The organism is Stenotrophomonas sp. RIT-551 (assembly GCF_026241915.1).
In the GTDB taxonomy this organism is placed as follows: Bacteria; Pseudomonadota; Gammaproteobacteria; order Xanthomonadales; family Xanthomonadaceae; genus Stenotrophomonas; species Stenotrophomonas bentonitica_A.
Genome location: NZ_JAPJIU010000007.1, coordinates 127,952 through 140,141, shown reverse-complemented (window position 1 = coordinate 140,141; position 12,190 = coordinate 127,952). Strand labels below are relative to the sequence as shown.

8 protein-coding genes are annotated in these 12,190 nt (G+C 66.9%); 6 read left to right on the top strand and 2 right to left on the bottom strand.

The features are described 5' to 3' along the window. The first annotated feature begins 2 nt into the window (after positions 1-2). Genes cyoB through cyoD form a run of 3 tightly spaced genes read left to right on the top strand, consistent with a single transcriptional unit; the run spans position 3 to position 2,988 of the window. Positions 3-2,000, top strand: a complete 1,998-nt coding sequence (gene cyoB, locus ORK51_RS10725) for a cytochrome o ubiquinol oxidase subunit I (protein ID WP_026069991.1) — start codon at positions 3-5, stop codon at positions 1,998-2,000. Then, the gene (cyoC, locus tag ORK51_RS10720) at positions 1,997-2,638 is read left to right on the top strand and encodes a cytochrome o ubiquinol oxidase subunit III (RefSeq protein WP_046272182.1); all 642 of its coding nucleotides are present in this window, start codon (positions 1,997-1,999) and stop codon (positions 2,636-2,638) included. Before cyoB ends, cyoC begins: the two co-directional genes overlap by 4 nt. Further along, positions 2,638-2,988, top strand: a complete 351-nt coding sequence (cyoD, locus tag ORK51_RS10715) for a cytochrome o ubiquinol oxidase subunit IV (RefSeq protein WP_019184497.1) — start codon at positions 2,638-2,640, stop codon at positions 2,986-2,988. Before cyoC ends, cyoD begins: the two co-directional genes overlap by 1 nt. A 273-nt stretch (positions 2,989-3,261) precedes the next feature. Here cyoD and ORK51_RS10710 read toward each other — a convergent pair whose 3' ends face one another. Next, complete coding sequence (locus tag ORK51_RS10710; protein ID WP_266084892.1) at positions 3,262-5,325, bottom strand: putative bifunctional diguanylate cyclase/phosphodiesterase; 2,064 nt, start codon at positions 5,323-5,325, stop codon at positions 3,262-3,264. Positions 5,326-5,474: 149 nt separating this feature from the next. On the opposite strand from ORK51_RS10710, the gene radA reads away from it, so the two are divergent. From radA to ORK51_RS10695, 3 genes are all read left to right on the top strand, one after another. Next, the gene (gene radA, locus ORK51_RS10705) at positions 5,475-6,854 is read left to right on the top strand and encodes a DNA repair protein RadA (protein WP_070426878.1); all 1,380 of its coding nucleotides are present in this window, start codon (positions 5,475-5,477) and stop codon (positions 6,852-6,854) included. Between the two features lie 124 nt (positions 6,855-6,978). Next, complete coding sequence (locus tag ORK51_RS10700) at positions 6,979-8,835, top strand: ATP-binding protein (protein ID WP_266084890.1); 1,857 nt, start codon at positions 6,979-6,981, stop codon at positions 8,833-8,835. Between the two features lie 51 nt (positions 8,836-8,886). Further along, on the top strand, positions 8,887-11,193 hold the full coding sequence (locus ORK51_RS10695) for a YbbN family protein (protein ID WP_266084889.1): 2,307 nt from the start codon (positions 8,887-8,889) through the stop codon (positions 11,191-11,193). 102 nt (positions 11,194-11,295) lie between these two features. On the opposite strand, the gene ORK51_RS10690 is transcribed toward ORK51_RS10695, so the two are convergent. Continuing rightward, a complete protein-coding gene (locus tag ORK51_RS10690; protein WP_019184492.1) occupies positions 11,296-12,090 on the bottom strand; it encodes a cytochrome C assembly family protein in 795 nt (264 codons plus the stop codon). Between the last annotated feature and the right edge of the window lie 100 nt (positions 12,091-12,190).

The following is a 12,190-nucleotide window of genomic DNA, read 5'->3' as shown; positions in this document are numbered from 1 at the left end:
ATCTGTTGGGTAAACTGACCTTTGCCGACATCCCGCACGATCCGATCATCATCACCACGCTGATCGGCGCGGGGATCGGTGGCCTGCTCGTGCTGGCCCTGATCACCAAGTTCAAGCTGTGGGGCTATCTCTGGAAAGAGTGGTTCACCTCGGTAGACCACAAGAAGATCGGCGTGATGTACCTCATCGTCGCCTTCGTCATGCTGCTGCGCGGCTTCGCCGACGCGATCATGATGCGCGTCCAGCAGGCCATGGCCGCTGGCGGCAACGAGGGCGTCCTGCCTCCCCATCACTACGACCAGATCTTCACCGCCCACGGCGTGATCATGATCTTCTTCGTGGCGATGCCGCTGATCACCGGCCTGATGAACGTTGTCGTGCCGCTGCAGATCGGCGCACGCGACGTGGCCTTCCCGTTCGTCAACTCGCTCAGCTTCTGGCTGTTCGTGGCGGGCGCGGGCCTGGTGATGATCTCGCTGGGTGTTGGTGAGTTCGCGCAGACCGGCTGGCTGGCCTTCCCGCCGTTGTCAGGCAAGGAATACAGTCCAGGGGTAGGTGTCGATTACTACATCTGGGGCCTGCAGGTAGCAGGCCTGGGTACCACACTGAGCGGCATCAACTTCTTCATTACCATCCTGAAGATGCGTACCCCCGGCATGAAGCTGATGCAGATGCCGGTGTTCACCTGGACCGCGCTGGTCACCAACGTGCTGATCATCGCCGCCTTCCCGGTGCTGACCATCACCCTGGTGCTGCTGACCCTGGACCGTTACCTGGGCACGCACTTCTTCACCAACGATGGTGGCGGCAACGCCATGCTGTACATCAACCTGATCTGGATCTGGGGTCACCCGGAAGTCTATATCCTGGTCCTGCCGGCCTTCGGCGTGTTCTCCGAGGTCATCGCCACGTTCTCGCGCAAGGCGCTGTTCGGCTACAAGGGCATGGTCTACGCCACCGCCTGCATCGGCGTGCTGTCGTTCATCGTGTGGCTGCACCACTTCTTCACCATGGGCTCGGGTGCCAACGTCAATGCCTTCTTCGGCATCACGACGATGATCATCTCGATCCCGACCGGCGTGAAGATCTTCAACTGGCTGTTCACCATGTTCCGCGGTCGCGTGCAGTTCACGACCCCGGTGCTGTGGACGATCGGCTTCATGGTCACCTTCACCATCGGCGGCATGACCGGCGTGATGCTGGCGATCCCGGCCATCGATTTCGTGCTGCACAACAGCCTGTTCCTGATCGCCCACTTCCACAACGTCATCATCGGCGGCGTGGTGTTCGGCATGTTCGCCGGCATCACCTACTGGTGGCCGAAGATGTTCGGCTTCCGCCTCAATGAAACCTGGGGCAAGCGCGCGTTCTGGTGCTGGTTCATCGGCTTCTATGTCGCGTTCATGCCGCTGTACATCCTGGGCTTCATGGGCATGACCCGCCGCATGCAGAGCTACCCGAACATGGAATACCAGCCGCTGCTGATCATCGCCATGTGCGGTGCCTTCATCATCGGTGCCGGCATCCTGTGCCAGATCATCCAGATCGCCGTGTCGATCCGCGACCGCAAGAAGACCGCCGACCTGACCGGCGACCCATGGGACGCCCGTACGCTGGAGTGGGAAACCTCTTCGCCGCCGTCGTTCTACAACTTCGGCTCGCTGCCGCGTGTCACCGAACTGGACGAGTTCTGGGAGCGCAAGCAGCGTGGTGAGGCGTGGGAACGCCCGGCCAAGTACACCGACATCCACATGCCGCGCAATACCGGCACCGGTGTGGTGATCGGCGCCTTCAGCCTGGTGTTCGGCTTTGCGATGATCTGGCACATCTGGTGGCTGGCCATCGTGGGTCTGGTCGGCATGATCGGCACCTTCATCTGGCGCACCTTCGACAAGGACGTGGATTACTACGTGCCGGCCGCGGAAGTGGAGCGGATCGAAAATGAGCACCGTCGCCACCTCGTGGCGCAGGGCCTGGTGAAATCGGAGCTGAAGGCATGAGCACCACTATCCCCAACACCATGAACCATGGGCACGCCGCGCACGCGGCGGCCCACGGCCATGACGACCACGAGCACCACGACACCGGCGGCAATACCGTCTTCGGTTTCTGGGTGTACCTGATGAGCGATTGCCTCATCTTCGCCACCCTGTTTGCGACCTACATCGTGCTGTCCGGCGGCACCGACGGTGGCCCCGGCCCGAAGGACCTGTTCGAACTGTCCTTCGTCGCCTGGGAAACCACGCTGCTGCTGGTCTCCTCGCTGACCTTCGGCCTGGGCATGATCGCCATGCACAAGCAGAAGGTGGGCCAGATGTATGCATGGCTGGCCCTGACCTGGCTGCTGGGCTTTGGCTTCATGTGCATGGAAGTGTGGGAGTTCAACCACCTGATCCATCAGGGCTATGGTCCGGACCACAGTGCGTTCCTGTCGGCGTTCTTCGCGCTGGTCGGTACCCACGGTCTGCACGTGAGCGCGGGTCTGCTGTGGCTGCTGATCATGTTCATCCAGATCAAGCAGAACGGCCTGACCCAGACCAACAAGACCCGCATGGCGTGCCTGAGCCTGTTCTGGCACTTCCTGGATCTGATCTGGATCGGCGTGTTCTCCGTCGTCTATCTGAATGGAGCGCTGTAATGGCCGCACATGACAATCACGCACACGATCATGGCCACGGTGCCGCCGGCGAAAGCCACGGCAGCGTCAAGTCCTACCTGATCGGCTTCCTGCTGGCCGCGGTGCTGACCATCATCCCGTTCTGGGCGGTCATGCATGGCGACCTGCCGCGCTTCACCACCGGCGTCATCATCGTCGTTGCGGCGGTGCTGCAGATCCTGGTGCACCTGGTGTTCTTCCTGCACCTGGACCGCTCCTCGGAACAGCGCTGGAACGTCAGCGCGGCGGCCTTCACCGTCGTGGTGATCGGCATCATCGTCGCCGGTTCGCTGTGGGTCATGCACAACATGAACGTGCACATGATGCACTGACGTCTTCGCGACGTTGCCACACACGGAAAGGCCGCCCTCGGGCGGCCTTTCTGTTTGGCGCGCATGGCGACGCAGCGAACGTTGTTCAGTGGGGTGGCCGTTCCACACGCGGCCGATGGGGAGGGTCGAGCGCTGGGCCACGCTGCGCTTGCCGGCGAATGTCCCCCGGCGGCGGCCTGCGGCCGCCACCTCCTCCTTTATTTCGCCCACAAGCGCAGCGCGGCCCAGCGTGTCCAGACTACTGGTGCCCGGCAACGGGCTGCTCTCCGCGCGTTACGCCACTTTCGCCAGCCGCATGAACTCGGCGGCGTCGACCGGCCGCCCGAGGTGATACCCCTGCAGCTGGTCGCAGCCCATGTCGCTCAGGTACTGGCGTTGCCCGGCCGTTTCCACGCCCTCGGCGACGATCTGCAGCTGCAGGGACCGGCCCAATGCGATGATCGAGGAAACGATCGCCGCGTCTTCGGCGTTGTCTTCCAGGTCGTGCACGAAGGCGCGGTCGATCTTCAGCTCGGTGGCCGGCATGCGCTTGAGATACAGCAGGCTGGAGTAGCCGGTGCCGAAGTCGTCGATGGAGATGTTCACGCCCATCGCGGTCAGCCCGTGCAGGATCAGCAGGCTGGCTTCCACATCGCGCATCGCGGTGGTCTCGGTGACCTCCAGGGTCAGCCGCTTCGGGTCCAGCCCGTGTTTGTCCAGCGTGCGGCGCACAGTCTCCAGCAGCGTGCTCGACCCGAACTGCAGCGGTGAGAGGTTCACCGCCATGGTCCAGTCCGGGTGGCCGGCGTCGTGCCAGTGGCGCAGCTGCGCGCAGGCCTGGTCCAGCACCCAGTCACCGATGGAGAGGATCAGGCCGCTGCGTTCGGCGATCGGAATGAACGCGTCCGGTGACAACAGGCCCAGCTCGGGATGTTGCCAGCGCACCAGCGCCTCGGCCCCGATCGGCGATGTCCCGCTGGCCTGGAACTTGGGCTGGTAATGCAGCACCAGCTCGCCGCGGCTGACCGCCTTGCGCAGTTCCTGCAGCAGCTTCAGCTGGCGGTTCGCGCTCACGTTGAGCGACTGGGTGAAGAAGGTATAGCCGTTCCGGCCCGAATCCTTGGTGTGGTACATCGCCGCATCGGCGTGGGCCATCAGGTCGCGTTCGGTGGTGGCGTCGGCCGGGTACAGCGCGATGCCCAGGCTGGCACTGACCTGCAGTTCCAAGGCATCGATCTCGAACGGCTCGGCCACGCTGGCGATGATCCGTTCGGCGACCACGGCCGCATCTTCCGGATCCTCCACCTGGAACACGATGACGAACTCATCGCCCCCCAGTCGCGCGAAGGTGTCCTGCGCGCGCAGCAGCGCGGTGATCCGCTTGCTGACCTGGATCAGCAGTTGGTCACCAAGCTGGTGGCCGTAGGCATCGTTGATCGCCTTGAAGCCGTCCAGGTCGCAGAACATCACCGCGAAGCTGAACTGCCGGCGCTGCGCCTTCTCGATCGCCTGCTCGATGCGGTCCTGCAGCAGCATCCGGTTGGGCAGCTGGGTCAGCGGATCATGCAGGGCGGCCTGCATCAGCTTCTCGTTGGCCTGGGCCAGCGAATCGGCGAGCAGGCCGGTGCGGGTGCGCATCTGGCGGTCGAACACCGATGCGATCAGTGCGATCCCCAGGGTCGCCAGCGTCGTGACGATCACCAGCACCGCCAGCCACTTGGTCTCGATGCCCTCGCCATACGCCGCGCCACACATCGCGCCCTCGGGGAAGTGGGCCGCGCCCATGCCGGTGTAGTGCATGCCGACGATCGCCAGGCCCATCACCAGCGAGGCCAGCCCGCGCAGCACGAACGGGCGGCGCTGTTCCAGGCGCAGGCGGAAGGCGATCCACAGCGCCGCACCGGCCGCGCCGATGGCGATCAGGATCGAGGCGGCAAACCACAGCGGGTCGTAGTCGATGCCCGGCTGCATCTCCAGCGCGGCCATGCCCAGGTAATGCATGGCTGCGATCCCCAGGCCCATCAGCACCGCGCCGGCGCACAACCTCGACCACGGCAGCTCCGCGCGTGAGACCAGCCACAGCGCATAGGCCGAAGCCCCGACCGAGACGGCCAGCGAATACAGGGTAATGGCCAGGTCGTAGCCGACCGGGATCGGCAGGTGGAAGGCGAGCATGCCGATGAAGTGCATCGACCAGATGCCCAGCCCCATCGCACCGGCACCACCGGCCAGCCACCAGCGTGCCACCCGGCCGCGGGTGGTGGCCAGGCGGCCGGCCATGTCCAGCGCGGTGTACGAGGCGAGGATGGCAACCAGCAGCGAGAACACGACAAGACTCTGGCTGTAGGTGCCGGTCATGGAAAAGCCTGGAAAAATGGAAAGGAGGGGCAGTGGCCCGCCGGAGTATCGGCCTCGGGGCCGGAAACTTGAGCCCGCCCGCCCGGCGTCTCGGTTGCTGCGACGCGGCTCGGCTATCCTGCCTGACAATTGATGATGTGGAAGTGGACATGGCCAAGCGACTCACCGCTTACGTCTGCAGTGAATGCGGCGCCGAATACAGCAAGTGGCAGGGCCAATGCACCGAGTGCGGCGTCTGGAACACGCTGAGCGAGATCACGCTGGAAAGCGCCACGCCCACCAAGGCGTCGCCGGCGTCGCGGCGCTCCGGCTGGGCCGGCAAGGTCGATGCGCCGAAGATCATGGCGCTCAAGGACGTGCAGCAGACCGAACACCTGCGGGTGAGCACGGGCATCGGTGAGTTCGACCGCGTGCTCGGCGGTGGCCTGGTCGAAGGTGCGGTGGTGCTGGTCGGTGGCGATCCGGGCATCGGCAAGTCCACCCTGCTGTTGCAGGCCGTGGCGAAGATGGCCGCGTCGCTGCCGGTGCTGTACATCACCGGTGAGGAATCGCTGTCGCAGGTGGCCGGCCGTGCGGTGCGGCTGGACCTGCCGCTGGACAACGTCAACGCGCTGGCCGAAACCCAGGTGGAGGCGATCCTCCAGCATGCCAGCGTGGCCAAGCCGCGGCTGATCGTGGCCGACTCGGTACAGACACTGTGGACCGAATCGCTTACCGCCGCGCCCGGCTCGGTCAGCCAGGTGCGCGAGAGCGCCGCACGGCTGGTGCGCTTCGCCAAGGAAACCGGCACCGCCGTGTTCCTGGTCGGTCACGTGACCAAGGAAGGCGGCATCGCCGGCCCGCGCGTGCTCGAGCACATGGTCGATGCGGTGCTGTACTTCGAAGGCGAGAGCGGCAGCCGGTTCCGCCTGCTGCGCGCCTTCAAGAACCGCTTCGGCGCGGTCAACGAACTGGGCGTGTTCGCCATGGGCGAGAAGGGCCTGAAAGAGGTCTCCAATCCCTCGGCGATCTTCCTCTCCGGCGGCAGCACCCAGCAGCCGGGCAGCTGCGTGATGGTCACGCGCGAGGGCACGCGCCCGCTGCTGGTGGAAGTGCAGGCACTGGTGGACGCCTCGCCGCTGTCCAACCCACGCCGCGTCGCGGTGGGTCTGGAGCAGAACCGCCTGGCGATGCTGCTGGCGGTGCTGCACCGCCATGGCGGCGTGCTCGTGGGCGACCAGGACGTGTTCGTCAACGTGGTGGGCGGCATCCGCGTGCAGGAGACTGCGGCCGATCTGCCCGTGCTGCTGGCGGTGCTGTCTTCGTTGCAGGACCGGCCATTGGCAGAGAAAACGATCGCCTTCGGCGAGGTGGGCCTGTCCGGCGAGATCCGCCCGGTGCCCAACGGTGAGGATCGCCTGCGCGAGGCAGCCACGCATGGCTTCAAGCGCGCCATCGTGCCCAAGGCGAACGCGCCGAAGACCGGCAGCGTGAAGGGGATGGAAGTGATCGCGGTGGAGCGGCTGTCCGAGGCGATCGACGCGCTGTAAGCGGGGCCGGGCCGGCGCGGGATGCCGCGGGAAAGTGCGTCTGCGCTCAGCCGGCCTGTGCTAGTTTTCCCGGCTCGACGAAGGCGCCCTCCGGCGCTTTCCGTGGCAAGGAGTAACCGATTACATGCAGGACCCGATGTTCAGCGCCCCCGCCGCCGAAATCCGCCGCGCCGGGGTCGATCTCAATGGATTGATGACGGTGCTGGGCAAGCACCTGTATTCCACCCCGATGGTGGCGCTGCGCGAACTGGTGCAGAACGCGCACGATTCGATCATCCGTCGCCGTATCGAGCAGCCCGGCAGCCCGGGTCTGTCGCGCATCGACGTGCAGGTGGACGCCGCCGCCGGCGTGCTGCGCATCACCGATACCGGTGCCGGCCTGACCCGGCAGGAAATCCACGATTACCTGGCCACGGTGGGGGTGGGTTACACCCGGGGGCTGCGCCAGGATGGCGAGGACAATGACGGCCTGATCGGCATGTTCGGCCTGGGGTTCCTGTCGGCCTTTGTATTGGCGCGCCGCGTCAGCGTGCGCACCACTTCCTACCAGGCACCGGAACTGGGCCACCTGTACGTGTCCAGCAACGCCGAGCAGTACACCGTCAGCGACGTGCCGGCGCGCGCGATCGGCACCGAGGTCGAGCTGGAGCTGCATCCGGACTTCCTGCCGCTGGCCAACGAAGCGCGCCTGCACGAGGTGCTGGGCCGCTACTGCGCGCTGCTGTCCGAGCCGATCTTCATCGGTGCGGCGACCGCCGCGATCAATCCCGAACCGCCGCCGTGGCGCGGGCAGGGTGAGGTCGCGCTGCATCCGGTGCAGGCGCGCCGCCAGGCGCTGCAGTTCGCGGCCCGTTTCGAACACGATTTCGAGCCCATCGTGACGATGCCGCTGCAGTCCGATGGCAGCAGCGACGCCCTCGGCATGCTCTGGGTGCAGGACGGTGCCACCTACGGCACCAGCGACAACCGCAACCTGTCGGTGTTCGTGCGCGGCATGCTGCTGGACGACGATGCACGCGACCTGCTGCCGCCGTGGGCCGGTTTCATCGGCGGGGTGATCGAATCGTCGAAGCTGACCCCGACCGCCAGCCGCGAGGACCTGCAGCGCGATGACCACTATCGCGCCGTGCAGCACGCGCTGCTGGAAGCGCTGATCGATGGCCTGGCCGACGTCGCGCGGCAGCAGCCCGAAGCCTGGCGCCGCGTGCTCAGCCGCCACAACGAGGCCCTGCTGGGCGCGGCGCTGTGCGATGAGCGCCTGTTCGACCTGCTGCTGGAACACGTGCGCGTGCCGACCTCGCAGGGTGACCTGCCGGCCAGCGCGTTGCCGGCGCGCGGCGCAGTGCATGTGATCCTCGACAACGGTGGTGGCTTCGAGGAAATGCTGTTCCGCGCGATGGGCGTGCCGGTCGCGCATGGTCATCGCTACGCGGTCGTGCCGTTCCTGCGGCGCTGGGCCCAGGCCAAGGGCCTGCGCCTGGTCGAACTGGGTACCGAGCAGGGCAACCGCGCCCTGTTCCGCACCGACGACAGCCTTGACGATACGCAGTTGGCCTGGCTGCGCGAGCACCTGGGCGACGGCGAACAGCTGCTGCCGGCGCGGTTCAGCCCCGAGGCACTCCCGGTGGTGGTGGTGCCCGACCGCGAAGCCGAACTGAAGCAGCGCCTCGAAGACGACGAGAACGACAAGCGCGTATCGATGGCCGCATTGCGACTGGCCCGCCAGTTCACCGCGCGCATCGAGGCACGTGCGCCGTCGCGGCTGTACCTCAACCTGGACAATCCAGCGGTGCAGGCGTTGCTGCAGGCCCAGCGCGAGGGCCACCCGCAGGCCGGGGCGGCCGCGCGCCTGCTGCGCTCACTGAAGATCATCGTGTCCGCGCAGGGCCGGCCGTTGCAGCGGAGCACCGCGACGCCAGGCCCCGATCTCAATGGTGCATTTACCGATATTGCCGGTGCCCTGCAGCAGATGCTGCGCTGAGTACCGCCCCCTCTCTCATCAAGCCTTCGCTAGACAGGAGCCTCAACCCCCATGGATATCTGGAACTGGGTCGAAAAACTGCAGGAAGACCTGCGCCAGGCAGGCCAGGCACAGAACGCCCACCTGCTGACCCGCCTTGCCGATGACGTCAGTGAACTGCAGGTCGACCGCGTCGATGCACTGCTGCCTGAAGCGCGCGCGCTGGGCAAGGCATTGGACAACCCCTGGGTCGACGTCTATGTCGGCCACTGGGCCCTGCGCAACCGCGTCGGCAACCGCATGGAAGGTGAAAGCGCGCTGGGCGAGTCGGTGGCGCTGTTCGAGCGCGCACACCGCGCCGATACCCTGGACTGCCCGCAGTCGATCTGCGTCACCCAGGATCTTGCCGCCTGCTATGGCAACATCGATGGTCCGGGCTGGGTGCCCGAACGCATCGAGGTCTGCGACGAGACGCTGGGCCGCATCGACCCGAGCTGGGCCTGCTTCCAGTGCCTGAGCTGCGAGAAGGCCGACGCGCTGCTGGACGACGGCCGCGGCCAGGACGCGCTGGATTACCTGCAGGTGCAGGCGGCGGCGATCCAGGCGCGCGGCAAGGAAGTGTTCGACAGCTTCCCTGAAATGCAGATCAAGATCCTGCTGGCCAGCGGCCGTGCGCAGGAAGCGCTGGCGCTGATCGAGACGCGCGAAGCCGAGGTGGCCGCTGCGGGCGAATACGAACCTGCCAACTGCACGGTGCCGCGCCGGCTGTCCAAGGCCTGGGCACTGGCCCAGCTGGGGCGCGATGAAGAGGCGTTGCAGCAGCTGGTGCCCTGGAGCGAGCTGACGCCGAATCACTGGCGGCTGTGGGCCAATACCGCTTCGACGCTGTGCAGCCGTGATGGCGCACGCAATACCTGGGATCTGGGGACGCGCTTCAACACGATCATCGAGCACTTCGCCGCTGTCGGCGCGCATCGCCTGGTGATCGAGATCGCCGCGTTGAGCCTTGAACTGGCCCTGCAGCGTGGTGCGCGCTGGGTGGCGCAGCGCCAGCTTGGACTGGCCCGTACCCACCTGGCGCAGCTGCGCCAGGATCGTGGCGCTGCCGCGCTGGTGGATGGGTTGGCGGCGCGGATCGAGGCGCTGCCGGAGATGGCACCCTTGCCGGTGCCGGCCGATGAACTGCTGGCATGGCTGCAGGCCCAGGGCGAACAGCACCAGTCGCGCGATCCCGAGCGTGAGGCGCAGTGGCTGCTGCAGGCGCACGGCGAGCGGCCGGACGACGGCGCGCTGGCCGAAGTTGCCGCCTCGGCGTTGCATGCCTGTGGCGCGAAGACAGAAGCGCAGGCGCTGCTGTGGGACTTCGTGCGCGCCCACGCGCAGGAAGATGGCGCAGCGGCCTATACGCTGATGCGTTGGCTGGCCGAGCAGGGCGATGATGACGGCCTGCGCAGGCTGGCCGCGACCTACCGCGACAGCGTGCCGGTGTTCGCGCACTGGTGCGAGGTGCAGCGCGCCCGGCGCGCGTCCGACTGGCCGGCGCTGGAACAGGCCGCGCAGGCGTTGCTCACGCTGTCGCCAGGCTCGAACGGCGCACGCGGGACGCTTGCCCGCATGTACATGGAGACCGGCCGCTTCAGCGACGCCCAAGCCTGCTATGCGCAGCTGGTGGAGACGCTGGATGAGCCCAACGCCGCGCACTGGGACCACATGAGTGCGGCCAGCGCGGCGCGCGACTGGGAGGCGGTGCGCCGCTCGGCGGCGGCGATCGGCATGGAACTGTCCAGCCAGCAGGGCGTGGTCGAAGAGTCCTGGGGCTGGGTGATCATCCGCAGCGAAGAAGGCGGCGAGCCGATGGAGTACTACGGCCGCCGCACCGGACCGGTGACCGCGCGCATCGTCGAGAACGCACCGGCCAACCGCGCGCAGCAGGTGGGGGACTGGGTGGTGTTTGACTCCGGCCTCGTACACCCCGCGCCGGAGGACGAAGCGGAGCGCGAGCACTTCATTCCGACCTATGCGCAGGTGCACGTGCTGGAGCGGGGCGGTTTCGCACGCAGCTGGCTGGTCGACGGCGCGCACCCGGGCGAGGAGGCGTGGAACGCTCTGGTAGCAGCGGCAGAGGCACAGGGCTGGAAGGTGTGGGCGCACAGCCGGCCGGACTACACGGTGACCGATCCGGATGCGGAAGGCGGGACGCTGCCGGGCCTGCTGTTCACTATCGCCCAGCCACAGGATCACGCGCCGCTGGCACTGCATCGCTTCCTGCAGCAGGTGACGGCGCAGTGGGCGCACCCGCACTGCTGGCTGCGCCTGGCCGAGGCCTGCGACCAGGACCGTCAGCCGCATCTGGACGCGATCGAACGGTACGGGTTGTGATCAACGGATAGCGGATTGGTGCCCGCCAGCGGCCTGCCGGCCAACAGTCGGCAGCTCCCCTTGCGAGGTTCGGGCAGGTGCCGACCGTTGGTCGGCACGCCTCTATCGCGTGCGGCCGAACACCAATTCGATCACGAACTGGCTGCCGAAGAACGCCAGCAGCAGCAGCGCCATCGCGGTCAGGGTCCAGTGCACCGCCTTCGCGCCGCGCCAGCCATAGCGGCGGCGGCCGATCAGCAGGGTGCCGAATACGATCCAGGACAGGATGCTGAGCACAGTCTTGTGGACCAGCTTCTGTGCCAGCAGGTCATCGACGAACAGCACGCCGGTCACCAGGGTGAGCGTCAACAGTGCAAAGCCGACCGCGATCACGCGGAACAGCAGGGCTTCAAGATCCGCCAGCGGGGGCAGGGCGCGCAGCCACGGCCGGAAATCGCGGCGGCGCAGGGCGCGTTCCTGCAGCCACAGCATGATGGCCAGCAGGGCGGCCACGCTCAGGGTGGCGTAGGCAAGCAGCGCCATCCACGCGTGGGTGGCCAGCTGCCAGCCCAGCGGCCTGCTCGGCTCGTGGCCGTAGGCGTGATAGATCCACAACACCGCGGCGGCCATCGGGAACACCAGCACGCCAAGTGCTGCCATGCGCCCGCGCGCGGCGACCAGCGAGGTCAGCCACGCCATGCCCAGGCCGACCAGCGACAGGGCCGCGAAAAAGTGCATGTCCGGGCCGCCGCTGGTGCGCATCGCCACCAGCACGTGATAGCCGCCGTGCAGCAGCATCGCCGGGAGCGCCGGCCACAGCCAGGCCGGGGAGGTCACCGCATCATCGCGGACGACCGCGCGCACCAGCAGGCCGGTGGCGGTCAGGTACAGCAGGGTCGCGATGAGAACGATTGTCATCGTGTCAGTTTCGCATACCCCCGGGGTGCTGGCGATGCCCGGCGGGCGGCAGGTTGCGGTCGGTCCGGGAGCCGGGGCGGAACCGTTATACTGGCGGTCT

Bases quoted from the DNA above. Each gene is read 5' to 3' on its own strand.
- cyoC (WP_046272182.1), top strand. From the start codon at position 1,997: ATGAGCACCACTATCCCCAACACCATGAACCATGGGCACGCCGCGCAC.
- cyoD (WP_019184497.1), top strand. From the start codon at position 2,638: ATGGCCGCACATGACAATCACGCACACGATCATGGCCACGGTGCCGCC.
- ORK51_RS10710 (WP_266084892.1), bottom strand. From the start codon at position 5,325: ATGACCGGCACCTACAGCCAGAGTCTTGTCGTGTTCTCGCTGCTGGTT.
- radA (WP_070426878.1), top strand. From the start codon at position 5,475: ATGGCCAAGCGACTCACCGCTTACGTCTGCAGTGAATGCGGCGCCGAA.
- ORK51_RS10700 (WP_266084890.1), top strand. From the start codon at position 6,979: ATGCAGGACCCGATGTTCAGCGCCCCCGCCGCCGAAATCCGCCGCGCC.
- ORK51_RS10695 (WP_266084889.1), top strand. From the start codon at position 8,887: ATGGATATCTGGAACTGGGTCGAAAAACTGCAGGAAGACCTGCGCCAG.
- ORK51_RS10690 (WP_019184492.1), bottom strand. From the start codon at position 12,090: ATGACAATCGTTCTCATCGCGACCCTGCTGTACCTGACCGCCACCGGC.